At 61.4% G+C, this 26,453-nt stretch carries 24 protein-coding genes and 1 tRNA gene; 20 read left to right on the plus strand and 5 right to left on the minus strand.

Features of this window, described 5'->3' with window-relative positions:
* The first annotated feature begins 55 nt into the window (after window positions 1–55).
* The 14 genes from CK227_RS31440 (at window position 56) to CK227_RS31505 (ending at window position 14,907) form a co-directional block, all read left to right on the plus strand.
* Window positions 56–997: an alpha-E domain-containing protein gene (locus CK227_RS31440; RefSeq protein ID WP_095775397.1), complete on the plus strand. Its 942-nt coding sequence runs from the start codon at window positions 56–58 to the stop codon at window positions 995–997.
* 7 nt (window positions 998–1,004) lie between these two features.
* Entirely contained in the window at window positions 1,005–1,796 is a 792-nt protein-coding gene (locus CK227_RS31445; RefSeq protein ID WP_095775398.1) for a transglutaminase family protein, read from the plus strand.
* Window positions 1,797–1,827: 31 nt separating this feature from the next.
* Window positions 1,828–2,559, plus strand: coding sequence for a peptidase (locus CK227_RS31450; RefSeq protein WP_010909605.1), 732 nt, complete (start codon window positions 1,828–1,830; stop codon window positions 2,557–2,559).
* Between the two features lie 211 nt (window positions 2,560–2,770).
* Entirely contained in the window at window positions 2,771–4,183 is a 1,413-nt protein-coding gene (locus CK227_RS31455) for an aspartate aminotransferase family protein (protein WP_095775399.1), read from the plus strand.
* A 126-nt stretch (window positions 4,184–4,309) separates the two neighbouring features.
* Complete coding sequence (locus CK227_RS31460; protein WP_095775440.1) at window positions 4,310–5,077, plus strand: DeoR/GlpR family DNA-binding transcription regulator; 768 nt, start codon at window positions 4,310–4,312, stop codon at window positions 5,075–5,077.
* A gap of 129 nt (window positions 5,078–5,206) precedes the next feature.
* On the plus strand, window positions 5,207–6,733 hold the full coding sequence (glpD, locus tag CK227_RS31465) for a glycerol-3-phosphate dehydrogenase (protein WP_095775400.1): 1,527 nt from the start codon (window positions 5,207–5,209) through the stop codon (window positions 6,731–6,733).
* Between the two features lie 41 nt (window positions 6,734–6,774).
* Window positions 6,775–7,854 carry an ABC transporter ATP-binding protein gene (locus CK227_RS31470; RefSeq protein WP_095775401.1) on the plus strand — a complete coding sequence of 360 codons (1,080 nt, stop codon included), beginning with the start codon at window positions 6,775–6,777 and terminating at the stop codon, window positions 7,852–7,854.
* 10 nt (window positions 7,855–7,864) lie between these two features.
* Entirely contained in the window at window positions 7,865–8,932 is a 1,068-nt protein-coding gene (locus tag CK227_RS31475) for an ABC transporter ATP-binding protein (RefSeq protein WP_095775402.1), read from the plus strand.
* Window positions 8,933–9,799: a sugar ABC transporter permease gene (locus CK227_RS31480; protein WP_013895315.1), complete on the plus strand. Its 867-nt coding sequence runs from the start codon at window positions 8,933–8,935 to the stop codon at window positions 9,797–9,799.
* A gap of 1 nt (window position 9,800) precedes the next feature.
* Window positions 9,801–10,718 carry a carbohydrate ABC transporter permease gene (locus CK227_RS31485; RefSeq protein ID WP_095775403.1) on the plus strand — a complete coding sequence of 306 codons (918 nt, stop codon included), beginning with the start codon at window positions 9,801–9,803 and terminating at the stop codon, window positions 10,716–10,718.
* Window positions 10,715–11,008, plus strand: a complete 294-nt coding sequence (locus tag CK227_RS31490) for a DUF2160 domain-containing protein (RefSeq protein WP_179296546.1) — start codon at window positions 10,715–10,717, stop codon at window positions 11,006–11,008. Before CK227_RS31485 ends, CK227_RS31490 begins: the two co-directional genes overlap by 4 nt.
* Window positions 11,009–11,087: 79 nt before the next feature.
* Complete coding sequence (locus CK227_RS31495) at window positions 11,088–12,812, plus strand: ABC transporter substrate-binding protein (RefSeq protein WP_095775404.1); 1,725 nt, start codon at window positions 11,088–11,090, stop codon at window positions 12,810–12,812.
* Between the two features lie 90 nt (window positions 12,813–12,902).
* On the plus strand, window positions 12,903–14,396 hold the full coding sequence (gene glpK, locus CK227_RS31500; RefSeq protein ID WP_095775405.1) for a glycerol kinase GlpK: 1,494 nt from the start codon (window positions 12,903–12,905) through the stop codon (window positions 14,394–14,396).
* A gap of 34 nt (window positions 14,397–14,430) precedes the next feature.
* On the plus strand, window positions 14,431–14,907 hold the full coding sequence (locus tag CK227_RS31505; RefSeq protein WP_095775406.1) for a DUF6882 domain-containing protein: 477 nt from the start codon (window positions 14,431–14,433) through the stop codon (window positions 14,905–14,907).
* Between the two features lie 113 nt (window positions 14,908–15,020).
* On the opposite strand, the gene CK227_RS31510 is transcribed toward CK227_RS31505, so the two are convergent.
* Window positions 15,021–15,503 carry a BA14K family protein gene (locus CK227_RS31510; RefSeq protein WP_095775407.1) on the minus strand — a complete coding sequence of 161 codons (483 nt, stop codon included), beginning with the start codon at window positions 15,501–15,503 and terminating at the stop codon, window positions 15,021–15,023.
* A gap of 304 nt (window positions 15,504–15,807) precedes the next feature.
* Here CK227_RS31510 and CK227_RS31515 point away from each other — a divergent pair.
* The 3 genes from CK227_RS31515 to CK227_RS31525 all read left to right on the plus strand — a co-directional run bounded on the left by CK227_RS31515 (window position 15,808) and on the right by CK227_RS31525 (window position 20,195).
* Window positions 15,808–15,883 (plus strand) — tRNA-Lys (locus CK227_RS31515).
* A 637-nt stretch (window positions 15,884–16,520) separates the two neighbouring features.
* Window positions 16,521–18,944: a phosphoketolase family protein gene (locus CK227_RS31520; RefSeq protein ID WP_095775408.1), complete on the plus strand. Its 2,424-nt coding sequence runs from the start codon at window positions 16,521–16,523 to the stop codon at window positions 18,942–18,944.
* A gap of 51 nt (window positions 18,945–18,995) precedes the next feature.
* Window positions 18,996–20,195, plus strand: coding sequence for an acetate/propionate family kinase (locus tag CK227_RS31525; RefSeq protein WP_095775409.1), 1,200 nt, complete (start codon window positions 18,996–18,998; stop codon window positions 20,193–20,195).
* Here CK227_RS31525 and CK227_RS31530 read toward each other — a convergent pair.
* Entirely contained in the window at window positions 20,192–20,707 is a 516-nt protein-coding gene (locus CK227_RS31530) for a GNAT family N-acetyltransferase (protein ID WP_095775410.1), read from the minus strand. The genes CK227_RS31525 and CK227_RS31530 overlap by 4 nt on opposite strands.
* 53 nt (window positions 20,708–20,760) lie before the next feature.
* Window positions 20,761–21,408 carry a helix-turn-helix domain-containing protein gene (locus CK227_RS31535; protein ID WP_095775411.1) on the minus strand — a complete coding sequence of 216 codons (648 nt, stop codon included), beginning with the start codon at window positions 21,406–21,408 and terminating at the stop codon, window positions 20,761–20,763.
* A 334-nt stretch (window positions 21,409–21,742) separates the two neighbouring features.
* Here CK227_RS31535 and CK227_RS31540 point away from each other — a divergent pair, with 334 nt between their 5' ends.
* From CK227_RS31540 to CK227_RS31550, 3 genes are all read left to right on the plus strand, one after another.
* Entirely contained in the window at window positions 21,743–22,483 is a 741-nt protein-coding gene (locus CK227_RS31540) for a metallophosphoesterase family protein (protein ID WP_095775412.1), read from the plus strand.
* A gap of 14 nt (window positions 22,484–22,497) precedes the next feature.
* Window positions 22,498–23,904, plus strand: coding sequence for a bifunctional serine/threonine-protein kinase/universal stress protein (locus CK227_RS31545; RefSeq protein WP_095775413.1), 1,407 nt, complete (start codon window positions 22,498–22,500; stop codon window positions 23,902–23,904).
* A 90-nt stretch (window positions 23,905–23,994) separates the two neighbouring features.
* Complete coding sequence (locus tag CK227_RS31550; protein WP_095775414.1) at window positions 23,995–24,504, plus strand: hydrolase; 510 nt, start codon at window positions 23,995–23,997, stop codon at window positions 24,502–24,504.
* Here the strand turns inward: CK227_RS31550 and arcC are convergent.
* On the minus strand, window positions 24,501–25,436 hold the full coding sequence (gene arcC, locus CK227_RS31555; RefSeq protein WP_095775415.1) for a carbamate kinase: 936 nt from the start codon (window positions 25,434–25,436) through the stop codon (window positions 24,501–24,503). The genes CK227_RS31550 and arcC overlap by 4 nt on opposite strands.
* Window position 25,437: 1 nt before the next feature.
* On the minus strand, window positions 25,438–26,439 hold the full coding sequence (gene argF, locus CK227_RS31560) for an ornithine carbamoyltransferase (RefSeq protein ID WP_095775416.1): 1,002 nt from the start codon (window positions 26,437–26,439) through the stop codon (window positions 25,438–25,440).
* Window positions 26,440–26,453 lie beyond the last annotated feature (14 nt).

Below are 26,453 nucleotides of genomic sequence, written 5' to 3' on the forward strand. Positions count from 1 at the left end.
CTATTTACTACTGACTACTCACCATTCCCTACTCACTAGCCCAAAGGGCCTTCCTATGCTTCTCGGCCGCACCGCCAACGGGCTCTACTGGATGAACCGCTATATCGAGCGGGCCGAAAACATGGCGCGGCTGGTCGATGCCGGCCTGCGCATGGCGCTGACCCGCACGCAAAGCGCGTCGGAGGAATGGAATTCGGTGCTGCTCAGCGCCGGCTCCGACGTGGCCTTCAAGCAGAAGTATTCGGACTATACGGCCGCCGATGTCGCTGATTTCCTTTTGCGCGACACCTCGAACCCGTCGAGCACCATGTCGTCGATCGAGACGGCCCGCAACAATGCCCGCATGGTGCGCACCGCGCTGACGCGCGAGACCTGGGAAAGCATCAACGAAGCCTGGATGTCGCTGAAGCGGATGCTGGCGAGGCCAATCGACGAGCGCGACCTGCCAAACGTCCTCGACGCCATCAAGCGCGAGACGGCGCTGATCCGCGGCTCGTTCTACGGCACCATGCTGCGCAACGAGATTTTCGACTTCTCGCAGCTCGGCACCTATGTCGAGCGCGCCGACAACACGGCGCGCATCCTCGACGTGAAATATTACGTGCTGCTGCCGTCGATCTCCTGGGTTGGTTCGACGCTCGACAACTATCAATGGGAATCGATCCTGCGCTCGGTGTCGGCGCACCGCTCCTACCGTTGGGTCTATGATGCGGACTACAAGCCGACCAACATCGCCGACTACCTGATCCTCAACGTCCGCATGCCGCGTTCATTGACCTTCTGCTACCGCTTCCTGTCCGAACATCTGAAGTTCCTGAGCGACGATTACGGCGAGCGCCACGCCTGCCACGCGACGGCGGAAAAAACGCAAGCCATGCTGAGGGCCGGGTCGATCAAGGATATATTCGACGCGGGTCTGCACGAGTTCCTCGCCGGGTTCATTCGCGACAACACCCGGCTCGGCGACGAGATCGCGCAGGATTACCGGTTTTATTGAGGACCTCATGCGGCTCAAGATCACCCACCGGACCGAATACCGCTACGACGCGCCGGTGCAATATCTGCTGCAGCGGCTGCGGCTGCTTCCGGTCAGCGGACAGACACAGACGGTGCTGTCCTGGGCGCTGAAGGTCGAAGGCGCGCGCGAGGAAGTGCGGTTTACCGATCACTACGGCAACGACACAAGGCTGTTGAGTGTCGAGGGTGACCGAGATTTCATCACGGTCGAGGCGTCCGGCGAGGTGGTGACGCGCGACACGTCAGGCGTTTGCGGGTCGCATCAGGGCTTTGCGCCGCTGTGGCTGTTCGCGCAGGAAACGCCCTTGACCACCATCGGCGGCGGCATCCGCAAGCTGGCCGAAGCGGTCGGCACGGGCACCGATATCGAACGGCTGCACCGGCTGATGGCCATGATCGGCGAGCGCGTCGCCTACACGCCAGGCACAACCAATGCGACCACACCGGCCGAAGCGGCGCTGGCGCTGAAGACCGGGGTTTGCCAGGACCATAGCCATATCTTTGCCGCCGCCGCGCGCGCCATGGGATTTCCGTCGCGCTACGTCTCCGGCTATCTGATGATGGATGCTGTCGAGCAGGCGGCAAGCCATGCCTGGGCTGAAGCGCATGTTCCGGGTCTCGGCTGGGTTGCCTTCGACCCAGCCAATGGTATTTCTCCCGACGAGCGTTATGTGAAGGTGGCGACCGGCCGCGACTACCGCGACGCCTCGCCGGTGTCGGGAATTCGACTGGGACAGGCGCAAGAACGGCTTGCGGTCACCGTCACGGTAGAGCAGTAATCCCGCAAGGATTAGTGCCAGAAGAGATTCCATGACCTATTGCGTCGGCCTGAAGATCGATCGCGGGCTCGTGTTCATGTCGGACACGCGCACCAATGCCGGCATGGATTCGATCTCGACCTTCAAGAAGATGCATGTCTGGGAACAGCCGGGTGAGCGCGTCATCGTCCTGATGTCGGCCGGCAATCTGGCGACGACGCAGGCCGTGGTCAGCCTGCTCGACGAACGCACCAAGGCGGTGACCGACCGCCACGAGAAATTGCTCGAGACACCATCCATGTACCAGACGGTGCGATTGGTGGGCGACACGGTGAAAGAAGTGATCGCGCAATCGTCTCCCGCCGGCGAGAAGGCCGATTCCTATTTCAACGCCTCCTTCATCCTCGGCGGGCAGATCTTGGGCAGTCCGCCGCGGCTGTTCATGATCTATCCCGAGGGCAATTTCATCGAATCGACCGACGACACGCCATTCTTCCAGATCGGCGAGACCAAATACGGCAAGCCGATTATCATCCGCGCCTATGAGCGGACGATGAGCCTAGCCGAGACGGTGAAGCTGCTGCTGGTGTCGTTCGATTCGACACTCAAGTCCAACCTGTCGGTCGGCTTGCCGCTCGACCTGCTGTTCCTGGAGAAGGACGCCTTCAAGGTCGGCCTGAAGAAGCGGATTGCTCAGGACGACCAGTATTACCGCACCATCTCTGACGGCTGGTCGAATGCGCTGAAGAGCGCCTTTGCCAGCCTGCCGGATTTTCCGGGGTGATGCATGCCGCCCAAAAGTGGCCCCGGTTTTGGGCGAACGACATGCACAAGAACAAGGATCTAAAGCGCATCCGCTTGGATCCTATCAAGCGATGCGCTTTAGGGCGCTTGCCGTAGCGCCAGCGCTTGCATCTATTTCACATGTTAATTATTGATGGAATTTGAGAGCCGGGCGAGGAGTGCCGGCATTGCATTCGTGTCGGGAGGACAGGATGAACAATGACGAGTTCCGGCAGTGGTCGCGGCGCGCCGCCGACTGGGGCGCCGACTATCGCAATTCATTGCGCGAGCGGCCGGTGCGGCCGCTGGTCGAACCGGGTGACATTTTCAGGAGCATTGAGGCCTCGCCGCCGGAAGACGCTGAACCGATGGACAGGATCTTCGCCGACTTCGAAGAGAAGATCGTGCCGGGCATGACGCATTGGCAGCACCCGCGCTTCTTCGCCTATTTCCCGGCCAATGCGGCGCCGGTTTCGGTGGTGGCTGAGTATCTCGTCTCCGCAATGGCCGCGCAGTGCATGCTTTGGCAGACCTCGCCGGCGGCGACCGAACTTGAGACCCGTGCCGTCGACTGGATGCGCCAGGCACTTGGCCTTCCCGAGGGATTTTCCGGCGTCATCCAGGATTCGGCTTCGTCGGCGACACTCAATGCCGTGCTGACCATGCGCGAGCGGGCGCTGGATTGGCAAGGCAACAAAATGGGGTTGGCTGGGCAGGGCCAGTTGCGCATCTATTCCTCGGATCAGGTGCACACGTCGATCGACAGGGCGATCTGGGTGTCGGGCATCGGCGAGGACAATCTGGTGCGCATTCCGGTCTCCGGCCGCTTTCGCGCCATGGATACCGCCGCCCTGGAGGCGGCCATCGTGGCCGACCGGAAAGCCGGCCTGCTGCCGGCGGGCGTCATCGCTTGCGTCGGCGGCACCAGCACCGGCGGCACGGACGACATTGCGGCGGTCGTCGCGGTCGCCAAGCGGCATGGACTGTATCTTCATGTCGATGCGGCCTGGGCCGGATCGGCGATGATCTGCCCCGAGTACAGGCATTTCTGGACCGGTATCGAAGGCGCCGATTCGATCGTCTTCAATCCGCACAAATGGCTGGGCGCACAGTTCGACTGCTCGATCCAGTTCCTGCGCGACCCCGAAAGCCATGTCAGGACGCTGGCCATCAAGCCGGACTATCTGAAAACCGACGGTCATGACGGCATCATCAACTATTCCGAATGGTCGGTGCCGCTCGGCCGGCGCTTCCGCGCCCTGAAACTGTGGTTCCTGCTGCGCGCCCACGGGCTGGAAAACCTGCGTGCCATGATCCGCAACCATGTGACCTGGAGCGAGGGCCTTGCCGCGCGGCTGGCAAAGGAGCCGCATTTCGAGATCGTCAGCGAACCGATGCTGTCGCTGTTTTCGTTCCGGCACAGGGCGCCTTCAAGCGCCGATGCCGACGCTCACAATCTGCGGCTCGTCAATGCGATCAACGACGATGGCCGCATCTATCTAACGCAGACAAGGGTCGACGGCCAGGTGGCAATCCGCTTCCAGGTCGGCCAGTTCGAGGCGACCGCTAGCGATGTCGATGCGGCTTTTGCCGTCATCACCGAAATCGCGCGCGGCCTGGTCTGACAGGCCCATGTAGGATTGCGCTGGAGTTTGCCTTTGCAATCAGGTGATTTCCCTTAGCCGGCTTATGCCTTTTCATTGCTTTCGTTTTCGGCTATAGACAAGAAAAACGAAAACGGGAGGCCGCCCATGTATCTGTCGCCACGCCATGCCGAGATCATCCAGATGGCCAAGGACCATGGCCGCGTGCTGGTCGACGATCTGGCCACGCGTTTCAACGTGACGCCGCAGACCATTCGCAAGGATCTCAATGATCTCTGTGACCAGCGCCTGCTTTCCCGCATTCATGGCGGCGCATTGTTCCCGTCCGGTATCGAGAACATGGAGTATGAGGCGAGGCGCAAGATCGCTGCGGACGAGAAGGAAGCCATCGGCCGCGCGGCGGCAAGGTTGATCCCCGACAACGCCTCGCTGTTCATCAACATCGGCACCACGACGGAGGCGGTCAGCAAGGCGTTGCTCGACCATAACGGCCTGATGGTGATCACCAATAATATCAATGTTGCCAATAGGATGCGTATATATCCTTCGATCGAGGTGGTAATTGCCGGCGGGGTGGTGCGCGGGTCGGATGGCGGCGTCGTCGGCGAGGCAGCGGTCGATTTCATCAGGCAGTTCAAGGTCGACTACGCCGTTATCGGCGCCTCGGCCATCGACCATGACGGCGCCTTGCTCGACTTCGATTTTCGCGAGGTGAAGGTGGCGCAGGCGATCATTGCCAATGCCAGGCATGTGATTCTGGTCTCCGACCAGACCAAGTTCGAGCGCACGGCGCCGGTGCGCATCGGTCACCTGTCGCAGGTCAACACCTTCATTACCGACCGCTGCGACATCCCCTCGGTGCGCAAGATCTGCCAGGAGGCCGAGGTTCAGCTGATCGAGACGTCGCTGGGGTGAGGCCCTTTCCCGATCGTCTCACGGGTTTGTTATATATTTCGTTTGACATTCGTTATGAGTTCGAAATAATTCCGTCACGGTTTCGCAAAAGACCAAAAATGGTGCAATGCGAAATCGTGGAGGAGTTAAGTGGACACGTCTTCAGTCCGGGACATTTTCGTCATAGGTGGCGGTATCAACGGCTGCGGCATAGCCCGCGATGCCGTTGGGCGCGGGTTTTCGGTTTTTCTCGCCGAGATGAACGACCTCGCCAGCGGAACCTCCTCCGGTTCCACCAAGCTGATCCATGGCGGCCTGCGCTATCTCGAATTCTACGAGTTCCGCCTGGTGCGCGAGGCGCTGATGGAGCGCGAGGTTCTGTGGAAGAACGCGCCGCACATCATCTGGCCGATGCGCTTCGTGCTGCCCTATGCCAAGGGGCTGCGTCCGGCCTGGCTGATCCGGCTCGGCCTGTTCCTCTACGACCACATTGGCGGACGAAAATTGCTGCCGGCGACCAGGACGCTCGACATGGCGAGCGATCCGGCTGGCAAGCCTTTGAAGCCGTTGTTCAAAAAGGCGTTCGAATATTCTGACGGCTGGGTCAACGATGCGCGGTTGGTGGCGCTCAACGCACGCGATGCCGCCGATCGTGGTGCAACGATCCGGACCCGCACGAAGGTGGTCGGCGCGCGCCGCGAAAACGGCCTTTGGACAATCAAGATCGAGAACCTGCGGAGCGGAGAAACGGAAGAGATCAAGGCGCGGCTGCTGGTCAATGCCGCCGGACCTTGGGTCGATCATGTACTTTCCGGCGTCGTCGGCCAGAACGACGTGCACAATGTCCGCCTGGTGCAGGGCAGCCATATCGTCATCGCCAAGAAGTTCGACGATCCGCGCGCCTATTTCTTCCAGAACAAGGATGGTCGCATCATTTTCGCCATCCCCTACGAGGACGAGTTCACGCTGATCGGCACCACCGACCGGGATTATCCCGGCGATCCGCACGATGTGAAGATCAGCGACACCGAGATCGATTATCTCTGCGCCGCGGCCAGCGAGTATTTCGCGCAACCCGTCAAGCGTTCGGACATCGTCTGGACCTATTCGGCTGTCCGTCCGCTCTACGATGACGGCGCCTCCAAGGCGCAGGAAGCGACACGCGACTACGTGCTCAAGGCCGATGGCGGTGAGGGTGCAGCCCCGATCGTCAATGCCTTCGGCGGCAAGATCACCACCTATCGCCGGCTGTCGGAATCGATGCTGGAAAAGATCGAGGGTTTTCTCGGCAAGCGCGGCAAGCCGTGGACATCGGACGCGCCGTTGCCGGGCGGCGATTTCCCGGCGACCGGGTTCGACGCACAGGTGGCGAAGCTGAAGACAGCCTATCCTTTCCTCGATGCGCGCCTCGCCCGGCGGTTGACGCGGCTCTACGGGACGCGGGCCCAGCGTCTGCTTGGTCTTGCCAAGTCGAATGCCGAGCTCGGCCGCAGTTTCGGCGGCGATCTCTATGAGGCCGAAGTGCGCTATCTCGTTGAAAATGAGTGGGCCGTCACATCAGAGGATGTACTGTGGCGTCGCACAAAGCGCGGCCTGCATCTCAACCGCGAGCAGGTGGCGGCACTCGATGAATTCATGCGCGGCATAAGCCGGCGGCATGTCGCGGCTGCCGAATGAAGAGGGTTTGAGCTGATGCGGAAAGCCTGGGAGGAGGCGTCATGCTGGAACTGAGAAACGTCACCAAGACGGTCGGTGCGGCCGAGCATATCCGCGACGTGTCGCTGACGCTTCAGCACGGCTCGCTCAACGTGCTGCTCGGGCCGACGCTTTCCGGCAAGACCAGCCTGATGCGGCTGATGGCCGGCCTGGATGTGCCGACCTCCGGCTCGGTCTGGTTCGACGGCCAGGATGTCACCGGCGTGCCGGTGCAGAAGCGCAAGATCGCCATGGTCTACCAGCAGTTCATCAACTATCCGGCGATGACCGTCTATGAGAACATCGCCTCGCCGCTCCGGGTGGCCGGCGCGGAGCAAGGCAAGATCGACAGCCAGGTGCGCGAGGCCGCGGCGCTGCTGAAGCTGACGCCCTATCTCGACCGCACCCCGCTCAGCCTGTCGGGAGGCCAGCAGCAGCGCACCGCACTGGCGCGCGCCATCGTCAAGAATGCCAGCCTGGTGCTGCTCGACGAGCCGCTTGCCAATCTCGACTACAAATTGCGCGAGGAACTGCGGGCCGAACTGCCGAGGATCTTCGCCGCCGCCGGCACCATCTTCGTCTACGCCACGACAGAGCCGCATGAGGCGCTGCTGCTCGGCGGCAACACGGCAACGCTGTCGGAAGGCCGCATCACGCAGTTCGGACCGACCATCGACGTTTTCCGCAAACCGGTCGACCTGGTGACGGCTCGGACCTTCGCCGATCCGCCGCTCAACACCATCGTGCTGGCCAAGAAGGGCGCCGACTTCCTGCTCGAAGGCGGGGTGAAGCTGCCGGTGCCGCCCGAACTCGTCGGCATTGCCGATGGCAATTACACGATCGGTTTTCAGCCGCACCATCTTTCGCTCGAACGGCCCAATGCCAGCGCAGTGCCAGTGCGGGCCAAGGTGACCATCACGGAAATCACCGGGTCGGAGAGCTTCATCCATCTCGATTTTGCCGACGTGCGCTGGGTCATGCTGACCCACGGCATCCGGGATTTCGAGACCGACGAAGTGGTCGAGGTGTTCATCGATCCGCGTCACATCATGGTCTTCGACGAGCACGGCCGCGCCGTGACCGCGCCGAAGCTGGCGGCTTGAGGAGGGCGATATGGCGCGCATCGACGTCAACCATGTCAGGCATTCCTACCTGCCGAACCCGCAGAAGGATGCCGATTTCGCGCTCAGGGAAGTGCATCACACATTCGAGGATGGCGGCGCCTATGCGCTTCTCGGCCCATCCGGCTGCGGCAAGACCACGCTGCTCAACATCATTTCGGGCTTGCTGCATCCCTCGCACGGCCAGTTGCTGTTCAACGGCAGGGACGTGACCAATCTGTCGACGCAGGAGCGCAACATCGCGCAGGTGTTTCAGTTTCCGGTCATCTACGACACCATGACCGTCTACGACAATCTGGCCTTTCCGCTGCGCAATCGCGGCGTGCCGGAGGCCGATGTCGACCGCAAGGTGCGCGAGACGCTGGAGATGATCGATCTGGCGTCCTGGGCCAGGAAGAAGGCGAGGGGCCTGACCGCCGACCAGAAGCAGAAAATCTCGCTCGGCCGCGGCCTGGTGCGCTCCGACGTCAACGCCATCCTGTTCGACGAGCCGTTGACCGTCATCGACCCGCATATGAAGTGGGTGCTGCGCTCGCAATTGAAGCAGCTGCATCGCCGCTTCGGCTACACCATGGTCTATGTCACCCACGACCAGACCGAGGCGCTGACCTTCGCCGACCAGGTCGTGGTGATGTATGATGGCGGCATCGTCCAGATCGGCACGCCGGCGGAACTGTTCGAACGGCCGCGCCACACTTTTGTCGGCTATTTCATCGGCTCGCCCGGCATGAACGTCATGCCGGTGGCGATCGACGGCAGGACGGCGACGCTCGGGTCGCAGCGGATCGAACTGCCGGGCGCGCCGAAGGCCGACAGCGGCGCCATCGAACTTGGCATCCGCCCCGAATATGTGCGGCTCGGCCGCGACGGCATGGCCGTTTCGATCAGCAAGGTCGAGGATGTCGGGCGCCACAAGGTGGTGCGCGCCAAGCTGGAAGGCAGGGACATCGCTGCCGTCATCGGTGAGGACGAGACCGTGCCAGCCGAACCGAAGGTGCGGTTCGATCCGGCCGGCATCAACATCTATGCCGATTCCTGGCGTGTCGAGATGGGGGCATAGATGGACAAGACCTGGAACAACAAGGCCTGGTTCCTCGTGCTGCCGGTGCTGGTGCTGGTAGCCTTCACCGCCGTCGTCCCGCTGATGACGGTCGTCAACTATTCGGTGCAGGACACATTCGGCAACAATGTCTTCACCTGGGCCGGCACCGAATGGTTCGAGGAACTGCTGTCGTCCAGCCGCTTCTGGGAAGCGATGGTCCGCAACCTGATCTTTTCCTTCATCATCCTGGCGATCGAGGTGCCGCTCGGCATCTTCATCGCGCTCAACATGCCGAAGAAGGGCTGGGGCGTGCCGGTCTGCCTGGTGCTGATGTCGCTGCCACTGCTGATCCCGTGGAACGTCGTCGGCACCATCTGGCAGGTGTTCGGACGCAACGACATCGGACTGTTGGGCTATTACCTCAACGCGATCGGCATCGACTACAATTACGTGCAGGATCCGTTCGATGCCTGGGTGACGATCATCGTCATGGATGTCTGGCACTGGACCAGCCTCGTCGTGCTGCTCTGCTACGCCGGACTGGTCTCGATCCCCGATGCCTTCTACCAGGCGGCCAAGATCGACGGGGCCTCGCGCTGGGCGGTGTTCCGCTACATCCAGCTGCCGAAGATGCAGCGCGTGCTTTTGATCGCCGTGCTGCTGCGCTTCATGGACAGTTTCATGATCTACACCGAACCGTTCGTCGTCACCGGCGGCGGGCCGGGCAACTCGACGACCTTCCTGTCGATCGACCTCGTCAAGACGGCGCTCGGCCAGTTCGACCTTGGCCCGGCGGCCGCCATGTCGCTGGTCTACTTCCTCATCATCCTGTTGTTGTCATGGGTGTTCTACACCGTGATGACCAATTACGACGCGGAGCGCTGAAATGGCTGGCGCCAATGAACGAACCGAGCGCAATGCGATGAACGGGACTGCTTCGGGAGGTCTCGCCGGTACGCTGTCGCAGAGCGATCTCGACAGGCGCATGCGCCGGCGCGGCGAGGAATCGCGCTGGTGGTGGATCGTGCCGACGCTCTACATCATCGTACTTTTGCTGCCGATCTACTGGCTCATCAATATGAGCTTCAAGACCAATGCCGAGATCGTCAACTCGATGACGCTCTACCCGCACGCGCCGACAATCGCCAACTACGTCACCATCTTCACCGAGAAGGCCTGGTACTCCGGCTACATCAACTCGATCACCTATGTGGTCATGAACATGGTGATTTCGGTATCGGTGGCGCTGCCGGCGGCCTATGCCTTCTCGCGCTACCGCTTCCTTGGCGACAAGCATCTGTTCTTCTGGCTGCTGACCAACCGCATGGCGCCGCCAGCGGTGTTCGCGCTGCCGTTCTTCCAACTCTACTCGGCCTTCGGGCTTATCGACACGCATATCGCGGTGGCGCTGGCGCATTGCCTGTTCAACGTTCCGCTGGCGGTGTGGATTCTCGAGGGCTTCATGTCGGGGGTGCCGAAGGAAATCGACGAGACCGCCTATATCGACGGCTATTCCTTCCCGCGCTTCTTCGTAAAAATCTTCATGCCGCTGATCGCGAGCGGCATCGGTGTCGCCTGCTTCTTCTGCTTCATGTTCTCGTGGGTCGAATTGCTGATCGCACGCACGCTGACCACAACCGACGCCAAGCCGATCGCCGCCACCATGACGCGCACCGTTTCGGCCGCAGGCATGGATTGGGGCCTGCTCGCCGCCGCCGGCGTGCTGACGCTGATCCCCGGCGCGCTCGTCATCTGGTTCGTGCGAAATTATATCGCCAAGGGCTTTGCCCTGGGGAGGGTATGATCATGAACCTAGATCTCTCCTGGATGGCGTGGACGTGGCCGACGGCGGCCTTCTTCACGACTGTTCTGCTGTTGCTGTGCGGCATGGCGGTCTGGGAATACGCCTCGCCGGGCGGCAATCCGCGCGTCGGCATCCTGCGCTTCGAGACGACGCGCGGCGATCGTCTTTTCCTGTCGCTGCTTGGCAGCGCCTTTATTCATCTCGCTTGGCTGGGTCTCGTTGGATCCAACCTGTGGTGGGCTCTCGCTCTCTCCGTGGTCTACGCCATCGGCGTGTTCCGCTACGTATAGAGGGGGATACTGTTGGAGCGGCCGCATGCCGGCGACCGCACCAGATCGCACTTCAAACCTGAAACAGTGGAGGAAACACATGCGACGGCAATTTTTAACATCAACAACGGCCCTTGTCCTGTTGCTCGGCGTCGGCAATGCCTATGCCGGGATGGATGAGGCAAAAGCCTTTTTGGACAAAGAGATAGGCGGCGTGTCGACGCTTTCCCGCGCCGACCAGGAAAAGCAAATGCAGTGGTTCATCGACGCGGCCAAGCCCTTCGCCGGCATGGAAATCAAAGTCGTGTCTGAAACCTTGACCACCCACCAGTACGAGTCTCAGGTGCTGGCACCGGCCTTTACCGCCATCACCGGCATCAAGGTCACGCATGACGTCATCCAGGAAGGCGACGTCGTCGAGAAGATCCAGACCCAGATGCAGACCGGCCAGAACATCTATGACGGCTGGGTCAACGATTCCGATCTGATCGGCACCCACTGGCGTTACCAGCAGGTGCGCAACCTGACCGACTGGATGGCGGGCGAAGGCAAGGACGTCACCGATCCGATGCTCGACGTCGACGACTTCATCGGCACGAAGTTCACCACCGCGCCGGACAAGAAACTCTACCAACTGCCCGACCAGCAGTTCGCGAACCTATACTGGTTCCGTTACGACTGGTTCAACGATGAGAAGAACAAGGCCGACTTCAAGGCCAAGTACGGCTATGATCTCGGCGTGCCGGTCAACTGGTCGGCTTATGAGGATATCGCCGAATTCTTCACTGGCCGCGACGTCAACGGCAAGAAGGTCTATGGCCACATGGACTACGGCAAGAAGGACCCGTCGCTCGGCTGGCGGTTCACGGACGCCTGGCTGTCGATGGCCGGCAATGGCGACAAGGGTCTGCCGAACGGTGTGCCGGTCGACGAATGGGGCATTAAGGTCGATGCGAATTCGCGGCCTGTCGGCTCGTGCACCGCGCGCGGCGGCGACACCAATGGACCAGCATCGGTCTATGCCATCCAGAAGTATCTTGATTGGCTGAAAGCCTATGCGCCGCCGGAAGCCCAGGGCATGACCTTCTCCGAATCCGGCCCCGTGCCGTCGCAAGGCAATGTCGCTCAGCAGATCTTCTGGTACACCGCCTTCACCGCCGACATGGTCAAACCCGGCCTGCCGGTCATGAACGAGGACGGCACGCCGAAGTGGCGCATGGCGCCGTCTCCGCACGGCTCCTACTGGAAGGACGGCATGAAGCTCGGCTATCAGGACGTCGGCTCCTGGACGCTGATGAAGTCGACGCCGACCGACCGCGCCAAGGCCGCCTGGCTTTATGCCCAGTTCGTCACCTCGAAGACCGTCGATGTGAAGAAGAGCCAGGTTGGCCTGACCTTCATTCGCGACTCCACCATCCATGACAAGAGCTTCACCGAACGTGCGCCGAAGCTCGGCGGTCTGATCGAGTTCTATCGCTCGCCGGCCCGTGTGCAGTGGACGCCGACCGGTACCAACGTGCCGGACTATCCGAAGCTGGCTCAGCTCTGGTGGCAGAACATCGGTGACGCATCGTCTGGTGCCAAAACACCGCAGGAAGCCATGGACTCGCTCTGCGCCGATCAGGAAAAAGTCATGGCACGTATCGAGAAATCCGGTGTCCAGGGCGACATCGGACCGAAGATGGCCGAAGAGCATGACCTTGCTTACTGGAACGCCGACGCGGTCAAGGGCGGCAATCTGGCGCCTCAGCTGAAGCTCGAGAAGGAGAAGGACAAGCCGATCACCATCAACTACGACGAACTGGTGAAGAGCTGGCAGAAATAGGACTGCCCTATGCGGGCGCTCGCGCCCGTGTGAAATTGGGGGAGGCGGCATGTTGCCGTCTCCCCTGTTTGTGTGAAGGCGGAGGACGCAATGAGCGGTTTTGTGCTGGCAATCGACCAGGGAACGACATCGACCCGGGCGATCCTGTTTGACGGTGAGATGAAAGTCGCCGGCAGCGGGCAGAAGGAATTCACCCAGCACTATCCGGCCTCGGGCTGGGTCGAGCATGACCCGGAAGAGATCTGGGCAAGCGTCGTGACGACCGTGAAGGCTGCGCTGAAGAATGCTGGCCGCGAAGGATCTGATGTCGCCGCCATCGGCATCACGAACCAACGCGAGACCGTCGTGATCTGGGACAGGGCGACCGGCAAGCCGATCCACAACGCCATCGTCTGGCAGGATCGGCGCACCGCGCCGCTCTGCCAGAAACTGAAGAAGCAGGGGCTGGAGAAGAATTTCACACGCAAGACCGGCCTTCTGCTCGATCCCTATTTCTCGGGCACCAAGATCGCCTGGATGCTGGACAAGGTGAAGGGGGCGAGGAAGCGTGCCGAGAAGGGCGAGCTGCTCGCCGGCACGATTGACAGCTTTTTGATCTGGCGGCTGACCGGCGGCAAGGTCCACGCCACCGATGCCACCAACGCTTCGCGCACGCTGGTCTACAACATCGAGAAAAATGTCTGGGACGACGAGCTACTGGCCATCTTGCGCATTCCCCCCGCGATGCTGCCCGAAGTGAAGGATTGCGCAGATGACTATGGCGTCACGGAGAAGAATCTCTTCGGCGCCGCAATAAGGATTCTCGGCGTTGCCGGCGACCAGCACGCCGCGACCATCGGCCAGGCCTGCTTCGAGCCGGGCATGATGAAATCCACCTATGGCACCGGCTGCTTCGCGCTGCTCAACACCGGCGGCGATCTGGTGCGTTCGAAGAACCGGCTCTTGACCACCATCGCCTATCGGCTGAACGGCAAGACCACCTATGCCCTGGAAGGCTCGATCTTCATCGCCGGCGCTGCCGTGCAATGGCTGCGGGACGGCATCAAGGTGATCGGCAAGGCCGAGCAGAGCGGCAAACTCGCTGATGAAGCCGATCCGACGCAAAACGTCTATCTGGTGCCGGCCTTTGTCGGTCTCGGCGCGCCGCATTGGGACGCCGAGGCGCGCGGCGCGATTTTCGGGCTGACACGCAATTCCGGTCCTGCGGAGTTCGCGCGCGCCGCCCTGGAGGCCGTCGCCTATCAGACCCGCGACCTGCTCGACGCCATGCGCAAGGACTGGAAGGGCACTTCGGCGAAAACGGTGCTGAGGGTCGATGGCGGCATGGTCGCGTCGGACTGGACCATGCAGCGGCTGGCCGACATTCTCGATGCCCCCGTCGATCGCCCGACCATCCTCGAGACGACCGCGCTGGGTGCGGCCTGGCTTGCCGGCTCGAAGGCTGGTGTCTGGCCCAAGGCGAAGGAATTCGCCAAGAGCTGGGCGCTCGAGCGGCGGTTCAAGCCGGAGATGGATAGCGCCACGCGATCCGCCAAGCTGGCAGGCTGGCGCGATGCTGTGCGCAGGACTCTGAGCGTGTCATAACGGTCACCACAGGAGCGGACTTGAGGTGGGGGACATGCAGCCAGACTGGTATCCTGCTTGGCGGGACGAGGCTTTTGAACAGCTGACCGCGAAGAATGCCATTTTGGAGAAGGAGTTTCGCCTCGGCCGCTGGCCGCGCTATGACTATGACCTGACGACCGGCAGGCTTTTGTTTTCGGACAATGGTGCAGTCAAGGTCGTTGCCGAGATTCAGATTGCTGGCTCGACAAGCGCCAAGGCCGGCAACTGGCTTTGGGCGTGGTCGAATTCCAACTTGCCCAACGAACTTCTTGCCGACGCCAATCGCGTTCGTTCCTTCGGCGAGGAGAATGATATTGCCGAACTTCAGCAGGCTTTTGTGACCGACACGACAGATGACCTGGAAGCACTCGGCTGGGAACTGGCCGCGGCAATGGTGCGAGTCTGCGACGCGCTCGGAGCCTATCGCTCTCCGCGCGGAGAAGGTGGAGGCCTTTATCTGATGCTCAAAAGCGCAAGCTGGGCCAACTGACAGGAAACTTCATTCCGTTGATCGGGATGCTGAAATTTCAACGAAAAGGCCCGCGCCATTTCCAACGCGGGCCTTGTACTCAGACTTGCCAGCCACTGACACTCATCCCTGGGTCAGTAAGGCGAACGGCACTCCTGGCGCGGTCCGTAGTTCGGCTGGAATGTGTTGTCCGAAGCACGATAGCTGCGATAGCGGTCGTAGCACCACTGCACATGCGCATTGCCTTCGGAGACGCGGTTGTTCTCGCTGTTGACGATGGCACCCGTAATCAGCGCGCCAGTCGCGAAAGCTGCCAGCGGGAACCAGTAGTCGCCGTGGCGGCGATAGCCGCGATGATATTCGCGATAGCCGCGATGGCCGTTCCAATAGGCGTCGCCGTTACGCGCAAAGTTACGATTGCCGTTGAAATCGCGGTTGCCGAAATTGCGATTGAAGTGGCGGTTCTTCATCCACGGCTTGTAATCGACCGTCTGCACGTCGCTCGAAGCCGATGCCGCCTGCGGCACCAACATCTGCGTGGCATTGGCAGGCAGTGCAGTCGCGGCAAACGAAGCCGACAGGGTGGTCGCCAGTATACCCGATACGATCTTGTTCATGACCTTCTCCTTCGAAAGGGTGATTGACGTCCCTTGAGGCGAGACAACGGGTGGTTTTGGGGAAGGTTCCTCGCTAAATCCCAAGTTGCTGAATTGTAATGTTTCTGAGGCCTCCCACCAGCGCCGACGTGGGGTGATGCCAGCGCTTCGCCGGGGGCGTTGCGCCTTTGATCGAAGCAGGCGGAGTGCCACAGTGGGAATGCTTGCGCGGTATGGCTTGCGGATGCTCTTTTTCCGGTTGACCGGTCGAGGCACTCTCCCTATGTTCCGCGCAATTTCGAGGGCGGCCTTTTCGCGCCCGCGGGAGCGCGTAGCTCAGCCGGTAGAGCAACTGACTTTTAATCAGTAGGTCATGGGTTCGAATCCCATCGCGCTCACCAATATTTCAATGAAATCAATAAATTACACGAGGCTGACGGGGTTGTTTTGCCACAGCGCCGCATTTGTGTCCGCGTAGTGCCCGTAAGCAGAGGTGGCTAAGCTTGCCATTGGCCGTCAATGGTCGTGCAAGTCCTTCGACACGCTAGAGTTCTTCAAATCGGACGCTTCGACCCTCACCTGCTGTTCAAGTCGGGGCTGTTCAAGTCGGGCCTTGCCTCGATCCATTCGGCGCCGGTAACGGAGCACTATCAGCGGCACCACAACCCGCTAGGTCGTTCAGGAGCAGTGAATGTCAGCATTCGCGGGTGGGCCTCCCGACCGAGCATGCCCAACCTTCATTCCTTGGTCGCACCGATGGCGGCATTTGCGGTGAATCAATGCAGCGCTGTCCGCGGCCTCCATAGATGTCGCGAGCGCAGGCATGTTGCGAAGGACGCGAAATCTCATGAAGCCAATAGCATGTCTCTGCATGGCGACATACCCGGAGGCGCGCGCGCTCGAGGACACGGATACGTAAGGTTGCGAAGCGATGAACGGAAAGCGTGCACACGCGTTGGTGTCCATTCCCCGCGGATCGACGAACACAAGCCCATGTCGCGCTCCGGCGACAGGGCGCCAACAGGATGGGAGCCAGACATGACCGAGCATAGGACGATACCAGCTTCCGGCGGCCTTCGGTCGGATCGCGAGCTTCATGATATCGATGCCTATTGGCGCGCAGCCAACTATCTGACGATCGGCCAGATCTACCTGCTCGACAATCCGCTGCTGCGCGAACCGTTGCGGCTTGAGCACGTCAAGCCGCGTCTCCTCGGCCACTGGGGAACGTCGCCCGGATTGAGTTTCATCTATGCCCACCTCAATCGCGTCATCCGGCTCAGGGACGCGAATGTGATCTATATCTGCGGACCCGGTCATGGCGGCCCGGCAATGGTGGCGAATACCTATCTGGAAGGCACCTACAGCGAGCTCAATCCGGACATTGCGATGGACGAGCAGGGGATGCGCAAGCTGTTCCGGCAGTTCTCGTTTCCCGGCGGCATACCGAGCCATGCCGCACCGGACGTGCCTGGCTCGATCCATGAGGGCGGCGAGTTGGGCTATTCGCTTTCGCACGCCTATGGCGCGGCCTTTGACAATCCTGATCTCATCGTTGCCTGCGTCGTCGGTGACGGTGAAGCAGAAACCGGACCGTCGGCGGCCGCGTGGCACTCCAACAAATTCCTCAACCCGACGCGCGACGGGGCCGTGCTGCCGATCCTGCATCTCAACGGCTATAAGATCGCCAATCCAACTATACTGGCCCGCATTCCCGAAGAGGAATTGCGCGCGCTGTTTGCCGGCTACGGCTATGAGCCGCTGTTCGTGGAAGGCCACGAGCCGGTCCTGATGCATGAGCGGATGGCGAGCGTGCTCGACGATGCGTTTGATCGCATCAAGCTTATCCAGCATGCCGCGCGCAACGGACTAGCCCCGACCGAGCCAAGACCAAAATGGCCGATGATCGTGCTGCGCAGCCCTAAGGGGTGGACCGGGCCGAAAGAGGTCGACGGCCTGAAGACAGAGGGCTTCTGGCGCTCGCACCAGGTTCCATTGTCGGGCCTTGCCGAAAACCCCGCGCATCTCAAGCTGCTTGAGGAGTGGCTGAGAAGCTACCGGCCCGAGGAACTGTTCGACGCCGCTGGCGCTCCTGTCGCTTCGATCCGCGCCACGGCACCGCAGGCAACGAAACGAATGAGTGCCAACCCGCACGCCAATGGCGGCCTGCTGCGCAGGTCCCTCGAACTGCCCGGGTTGCATGACCACGCCATTGCGGTCGAGCGCCCCGGCGCCATCAAGGCCGAGTCGACGCGGGCGATGGGCAGCTTCCTGCGGGACGTCATGCGGTTGAATGAGGCCGCGAAGAACTTCCGCATCGTCGGCCCGGACGAGACTGCCTCAAACCGTCTTCAGGACGTGTTTGAAGTCACCGAGCGCGGCTGGATGGAAAAGATTCTGCCCGAAGACGTTCATCTCGGGCGCGACGGCCGAGTTCTCGAAATCCTCTCCGAGCACACCTGCCAGGGCTGGCTGGAAGGTTACCTGCTCACCGGGCGCCACGGCCTGTTTTCCTGCTACGAGGCGTTTATCCACATCGTCGATTCCATGTTCAACCAGCATGCGAAATGGCTGGATGCCTGCCGCGAGATCCCGTGGCGCCGGCCGATCGCATCGCTGAACTATCTGTTGTCCAGCCATGTCTGGCATCAGGAACATAACGGCTTCAGCCATCAGGACCCTGGTTTCATCGACGTCGCCCTCAACAAGAAGGCCGACATCGTACGGGTCTACCTGCCACCGGACGCCAACACCTTGCTGTGCGTGACCGACCATGTGCTGCAGACCTGGAACCGCATCAACGTCATCGTCGCAGGCAAGCCGCCGTCATGGCAGTGGCTGCCGATGGACAAGGCGATCGTTCACTGCCGGGCAGGGATCGGCATCTGGGACTGGGCGTCGACGGACGATGGGGCTGAGCCCGACGTCGTGATGGCTTGCGCCGGCGACGTCCCGACCCTCGAAACGCTGGCCGCCGTGCAGATCCTCAGGCAACAGGCTCCCGACCTCAGGATCAGGGTGGTCAATATCGTCGACCTGATGACGCTTCAGCCGAAGGAATATCATCCGCACGGTCTGTCGGATCGTGATTTCGATGCGCTGTTCACCCCGGATAAACCGGTCATCTTTGCCTATCATGGCTATCCCTGGACCATTCACCGCCTGACCTATCGGCGCACCAACCATGACAACATCCATGTGCGCGGCTACAACGAGGAAGGGACGACGACGACCCCTTTCGATATGACGGTGCTGAACGGCCTTGACCGCTTTCATATCGTCCAAAGCGTCCTCGACTGGGTTCCGCGACTGAAGGGCATGCGGGTCAGCCTGAAGCAGGCGATGGACAGCAAGCTGCTTAAACATCGAGCCTATATTCGCGCCCATGGGCAGGACATGCCGGAGATCCTTGACTGGAAGTGGGGACAGGATGCTGATGCGGCGCCGAAGCGTCCGGATTGAACGGACACCCGTTCGCAAGCGCATGGGAACGGCAACATTTCGGATGGCTTCATGACCGACGCGATCCTTGTTCTCAACGGCGGTTCTTCGAGCCTGAAGTTCGCCGTATTCGGGCGACGCGGTGAGCTGGCGCTGCTGCTGCGCGGCAACGTCTCCTCTCTGGGTCAACAACCGCGGCTGCGTGTCGAGGCCGTAGCCGGCAGCTCCAAAGTCGACAGGAGCCTGAGCAAAGAACCAATCGATATGGACAAGGCGTTCGCGGCGGTTGCCTCCGTGCTCGTCGAAAACGATCTCTTGCGTCGCATCGACAGGGTAGGGCACAGGATCGTTCACGGCGGGCGCGACTTCACCGAAGCAACGCAGCTCGACGAACGCACGCTCAAAGCACTGCGCTTGCTCGAGCCAATGGCGCCCATCCACCAACGGATCAATCTCGAGATTGTCGCGCTGGCCACTGCACTCCTCCCGCAGGCCGTCCAGGTAGGATGCTTCGACACGGCGTTTCATTCGACCCGGCCGGAGCTTGCCAAAACCTACGGGCTGCCGCGCGCGATGACCGAGGCGGGCATCGTTTCCTACGGCTTTCATGGGCTGTCCTACAGCCACATCGCTGCGAAGCTGCATGACCGATACGGCGCCGTCGCCGGCGGCCGCACGATCGTCGCTCATCTCGGCAGCGGCGCCAGCCTGTGCGCCATGGACTCTGGACGAAGCGTCGCCACGACCATGGGGTTTTCGACCCTGGACGGCCTTGTCATGAGCACGCGTTGCGGTGCGCTCGATCCGGGGGTCATCCTCCACTTGCTGCAGGAACGGCGGCTGTCCGCCGAAGAACTGGTCATGCTTCTCTACGAGCAATCAGGCCTACTCGGCGTGTCTGGTATATCCGGCGATATGCGGACCCTGATCGGCTCGGAGGATCCTGCTGCCGTTCAGGCTGTCGATCTCTTCGTTTATCGGATCGGACGCGAGATAGGATCGCTGGCCGCTGCCATGGGAGGACTGGACACACTGGTGTTCACTGCCGGCATTGGCGAAAACGCGCCGTTGGTCCGGGAAAGGATCGGCGCCGCCGCGGCCTGGCTTGGAGTTGGCATCGATGAACAGCGAAACCGACGAGGCGAGGACGTTGTCAGCAATCGCAATTCCCGCGTCGATGTCCTTGTCATTCCAGCAGATGAAGAACGTGCCGTCGCGGTAGAGATGTCGATCTTTGCGTCTTCGGCAAACCAGGAGGGGCCGAGCCCCTAACCGGCTGATCGTGCGCCCAGTTCCCTTCGAACCTGGACGAGTGTCGCATCGTCGGGATCGGTGGTCACGGTGAAACCCATGTCGCGCTCGACCTCGATGGCGGCACGGTTTTCACGGCTCTCGATCGCTTCGATCGCTTCGAGTCCAAGTTTTTCGGCATATTTCGAGATATAGGCGAGCAGTTCCCAGCCAACGCCCAGATGCTTGCGATCCGCGCGAATGCAGATCGCGACCTCGCCGGTTCGGTCGGCGCGATCGCTTGCCAGCGTCGCAACGGCGATCAACATCCCGTCGGTCGAGAAGGCCACGAAATTATGGATATGCGCGTCGTCTGAACGCGTCATCGCCACCAGCCGTTCATGCGAAACTTCCTTCACAGCGCCGAGAAAGCGGAAGCGCAGATCTTCCGCGGTCACATGCGTGAAGAACTCGGCCAGCCCGGCCTCGTCTTCAGGGCGCGCGCGACGCACTTCGAAGCGAAATCCGGTGTGGGTGGTAAGTGTATCGTTCATGACAACAAGATCCCTGATCTGAGGCTGACGTTACGCTCGCTGCTTGGGAGGGCTCATTCGCCCATGGTCCGTAACACGTCCTGCTTGAGGATTTCGACGCTGCGCAGGTTGAGCAGGCGGATGACGCCCTTGTCCTTCAGCCGGGTGAAAACCCGTGACACGGTCTCGATGGTGAGTCCCAGATAGTCGCCGATGTCCATGCGCGACATCGGAAGTTCCACCTGCCGCAGGCCGCCTTGGCGCTCCACCATATCCACCAGGAAGGCGGCCACGCGTTCGATGGCGTTCTGGCGACCCAGGACGAGGAGGTGTTCCTGGGCCCTGGTCAACCCCTTGAGCGCCAGGGGCAGCAACTGATGTGACATGTCCGCCCCAGCATTGAAGCGGAAGACACGAACACAGGTGGCATTGATCGCTTCGGCGAAGAAGTGGTGCGTCGTGCCAGCTTCGAAGCCGAATGTCTCTCCAGCCAGGTGGAAGGCACTTATCTGCCGGCGGCCATCGGCAAGCAGTCGGTAGATGCGAACGGCGCCGAACTCGACCTGGTAGAAGGCTCCCGCCTTCCCGCCCTGGGCATAGATCTCTGAACCCGCTGGGAAGAAGCTTACCGGCTGCACCGGCCCGGAATCGAGTGGCGCTGGCAGGCTCGGCTGAGCAAGATGCGACGACAATGAAATCCTGGAGGAGGTGTAGGCTTGCATGGCTGTCTTCCCGGTTGATCCGTGACACAGCAATCGCGCAAATCGGCGGGTGCCGAAATTCGGTTATGTCCCTACGGGAAACTACCTAGGCGAGGCCTGGACGTCAGGCGGCCGCCCTGGCGTCGGCTGCGATCCCGCTGCCATCCGATCCTGCGTCTTCGACTTTGCAGATGGTGTCGTGATATCCGCGATATACCGGCTCCGCGGATGCGACTGTCGTGGTTGGCAGCTTGGTTATTGCTCCTCCCGATTATCTCGCGCATGGGTGTTGAGCCGGATCAAATCATTCGCGCCGCCGGTTGCCTATGGTTTGCCTACGCTCGGGATAGGTTGAATGCGCATCGCGATCCTGTCTGATATCCATGCCAATCGCGAGGCGTTCGACGCAGCCCTGGAGGCCGTCCGAAGGCACGATCCGGACGAGGTGGTGTTGCTCGGCGATCTGGTCGGCTACGGGCCGGATCCCATCTATGTGATCGAGAAGGCCATCGATCTGGTGGCGCGCGGCGCGCTTTGCATCATGGGCAACCACGACGAGGCAGTGGCGCGGAACCTGAGCAACATGACTGAGAATGCACGGTTCGCGGCCCAGTGGACCCGTGAACGCCTCGCTTCCACGCACCTCGATTTCCTGGCGCGATTGCCGCTTTCACTGCAATCCGAGAACCGGCTGTATGTGCACGCCAGTGCCGAGAGGCCAGAAAGATGGTCGTATATACGCGACGTCGATGCGGCAGAACGCTGCCTGTCTTCAACGGATGCCCAGTTCATTTTCTGCGGCCATACCCACGTGCCGGCCATCTATTATGCGCTACCCGGGCGTCGACCGATGCATTTTCAGCCGCTGGACAACGTGGCGGCGCCACTGTCGGCGCTGAGGAGGCATCTGATAATTGCCGGCGCTGTTGGTCAACCTCGCGATGGCAACCCGGCGGCATGCTTTGTTCTTGTCGACCCACAACGCCACGAGGTCACGATGGTTCGTGTCCCCTATGATCATGAAGAAACGGCACGCAAGATCCAGGCCGCCGGTCTGCCCGGTTGGCTTGGCATGCGTTTGAAGATCGGCCGCTGAGGAGACGTATTCCCATGCAAAGGTTTGAGGCAGGGGCAGTCATCGATGGTTTCGAGCTGGTGGAAAAGCTGCCTGCCGGCGGCATGGCCTCGCTCTGGCGGGCGACCAACCCGCGATACGAATTCCCGCTTGTGCTGAAGATACCGTTTCTCGACCCGGGCGGGGATGTTTCCGTCATCCTCGGTTTCGAGGCGGAGGAGCTGATCCTCAAACGCCTGTCAGGCCCGCATGTGCCGCGTTTTGCGGCAGCCGGCAGCTTGTCGCGGGTGCCCTATCTTGCCATGGAGTTCGTGGCGGGCACCGGCCTGGCGGATCTCGTCGGCAACGCGCCGCTCCCCGTGGACGAGGTGACAAGGATCGGCGCCGAGATCGCGACCGCACTCGCTGCCCTGCACCGGCAGAAGGTCGTCCATCTCGATCTCAAACCCGAGAATGTCATTCTCGCCGAGCGCGGGGCAGTGCTCCTCGACTTCGGGCTCGCTCGGCACGCGGAGCTTCCCGATCTTCTCGGCGCGGAAAGCTCGGTGCCGATGGGCACGGCCGCCTATATTTCACCAGAACAGGTGCTCGGAGAGCGGTCCGACCCTGCAAGTGACTTGTTTGCTCTGGGTTGCATCCTCTATCAGCTGGCAACGGGCGAGGAGCCGTTCGGGCGGCCGGCGACTTTTGCGGGGATGAAGCGCAGGCTCTATCACGCTCCAAGGTCGCCGAGAGATATCAACGATGCCATTCCGCGTTGGCTGGAAGCCATCATCCTGAGATGCATGGAAGTGGACAGGTCTCGACGATATGTCGAGGCGGCGCACCTTCTGTCCGACCTGAGGAACCCCGACCAGGTGGTGGTCGCAAGGCGCAAACCCCAGGACAAGGGAGTATGGGCCGCGATCGCCAGGCTGTTTCGCAAGACGGATGACAGATCGCTTGTCGGCAAGCCGACCTTGTCGAGGGCGCAGGCCGGCCCGTCCATTGTCCTCGCCGCGGTCGATCTGGCCAATGGCAGCGATGCGCTGGCGGGCGAGGTCCTCAATGAAACCGCTCGTGTGCTTGCTTCGCGCGAGGATTCCCGCCTGGCCTGCGTGACGGTCCTGAGGACCGAGATCATAGGCGAGACGCGGGCGGTCGACGAATCCGGACGCCCCGTCTACTTGAAACGGCTGGTGGCGCTGAAGGATTGGGCTCACCCACTTCATCTGCCGGAAGACCGCATCAGTTATCATGTGCTCGAAGCGGTCAGCCCCGCTGATGCGATCCTCGACTATGCCGAGCACAATGACGTCGGCCACATCGTCGTTGGTGCCCGGGCATCTTCGGCAATCCGCCGCCACCTCGGCAGCGTTTCGACCAAAGTGGTCGCACAGGCTCTTTGCTCGGTCTCGGTGGTCCGACTGAAGGTCGTCGAGGAACAAGCGCGGCCGCTTTGATGCGTTCCGATCAGGACCAAGGGCGTTTGACTCCGATCAAGGAAGGCTGGTGTCCTTGCCGTCAGATGGCTGTTCAAATGGAGAAGAGCCATGCAGACGAATGCAACGCCTCGATACGACGCCAGCGTCAACACGACCGGTTGCTGCCCCAGATTCAATCCCGAGGGCTGGGACGGTCAGGAACTGCACTTCAGGGACAAACGGTTTGTCAAAGCCACGACCCACAGCGTCATGCATATCCCGGTGAACATGGGCAGCGTCTTCGCGCGTGTCAACAAACACATCGAGGACGCCGGTGCTTCCGATCCCGATCAGCTCATCGTTCTCAGCAGGGATGTCTCGCCCTGGAGCAGCGAGCATCTGTTTGCGGCCTCGAAACCTGTCGCCAACGAAGAGATGACCACGCTGAGCGGCGACTATGTGACCAAATTGTTCGAGGGGCCATACAGCCAGGCGAGGGCGTGGGACGAAGAAATGCGGGAAATTGCGCGTCATCGAAACGCAGAGGGGCGCGAGGTCTATTTCTTCTACACGACATGCCCGAAATGCGCCGAAGCCTACGGCAAGAACTATGTCGTCGCCATCGCGGCGGTGGCCTAGGATCGTCCAGGTTCGGTGGCTGGAGCGCCGGGCTCGACCCAGGTACCGCGTTCCCCTCTGACGATTGCGACGGCGTCATCGAGCTTGCCGATCGCCGCGGGTTTCCCCGTTTCTTCAGCGAATTCGATTGCGGCACCGACCTTGGGCCCCATGGAGCCGGCTGGAAAATTCCGTTCCGAGATCTCCTTGGCGGTCACGCGCCGAAGCGCATGCGCGGCAGCCGTTCCATAGTCGACATAGACGGCGTCGACATCCGTCAGCATGAGAAGCATGTCGGCCTTTAACGCGCGAGCGAGAAGCGAGCTTGCCAGATCCTTGTCGATGACGGCCTCCACGCCGCAAAGACTGCCGTCATCCCGGGCTATCACCGGAACCCCGCCGCCGCCGGTGCAGACGACGATCACGCCACGTTCGACCAAAAACGAAATCACGGACGCTTCCAGAATCTCCAACGGCTTGGGCGAGGCCACGACACGGCGCCATTTTTCGCCATCGGGCGCGATCTGCCAGCCGCGCTCGCCGGCAAGCCTATGCGCGGCTGCCTTGTCGTAGACCGGGCCGATCGGCTTCGTCGGGTGAGCGAAAGCCTGATCTTGCGGATCTACTTTCACCTGCGTCAGCAGGGTCGCAAAAAGCCTCTCCTTGAGGAGGTTGCCGAGCTCCTGCTCGATCACGTAACCGATCATGCCGGCGCTCTCGGCGCCAAGCACGTCGAGCGGAAACGTGCCGCCGTCCGACGTTGCCGCTGCCTGCAGGGCCAGAAGTCCCACCTGGGGCCCATTGCCGTGTGTGACGACAATCGAGTGCCCTTCGTCGACAAGTTCCGCGAGCACCGAAGCGGCGCGCACGATGTTGGCGCGCTGGTTGTCGGCTGTCATCGGTTCTCCACGACGCAGCAATGCGTTTCCGCCGAGCGCAACAACGACAAGCATCTCAGTTGCCGATCGTGGCGACGAGCAGGGCCTTGATCGTGTGCATCCGGTTTTCGGCCTGGTCGAAGACAATCGACGCAGCCGACTCGAATACGTCGTCGGTGACCTCCATGCAGTCGATGCCGTACTCCTTTGCGATGAACTCGCCGATCTCGGTACCGGTGTCGTGGAACGCCGGCAGGCAATGCATGAATTTGACGTGGGGATTGCCGGCGGCAGCCATCACCTCGCCGGTGACCCGATATGGTGTCAGAAGGCGAATGCGCTCGGCCCAGCCCGATTTGTCCTCGCCCATCGACATCCACACGTCGGTGTAGATGAAATCAGCATCCTGCACGCAACTCGGCACGTCCTCGTCGAGCCGGAAGCGGCCGCCGCTTTGTGCTGCCAGCCCTCGGACATGGGCGCAGAATGCCTCATCCGGCCAGAGCTCCCTTGGCGAGGCTATGCGCATGTCGATGCCGACCTTGGCAGCTCCAAGCGCCAGCGACAGCGCGACATTGTCGCGCCCTTCGCCAACGAAGGCGACGGTCATGTCAGAAAGATGCTTGTGCGTGAATTCGCGCATGGTCATGAAGTCGGCGAGAATCTGGGTCGGATGCGCCTCATCGGTGAGGCCGTTGTAGACGGGCACGCCGGCATGCGCGGCAAGCAGTTCGGCCTGATGCTGGCCAAAGCCTCGGTATTCGATCGCGTCGTACATCCGGCCGAGCACGCGAGCAGTATCCTTCATCGATTCCTTGTGGCCGATATGACTGCCGGTGGGGCCGAAATAGGTAACATGAGCGCCCTGGTCATAGGCCGCTACCTCGAACCCGGTCCGCGTGCGCGTCGAATCCTTCTCAAAGATCAACGCGATGTTCTTCCGGACAAGACGCGGGATTTCGTGGCCGGCGAGCTTGGCTGCCTTCAGGTCGGCTGCGAGCTTCAGCAGGAAACGGATCTCGTCGGCCGTGAGATCGTCCAAGGTCAGGACGGAGCGGCCATGAAGATTGATCGACATGGGAATTCCTTTCG

The sequence above is a fragment of the Mesorhizobium sp. WSM4308 genome, from assembly GCF_002294905.1.
Classification (GTDB): domain Bacteria; phylum Pseudomonadota; class Alphaproteobacteria; order Rhizobiales; family Rhizobiaceae; genus Mesorhizobium.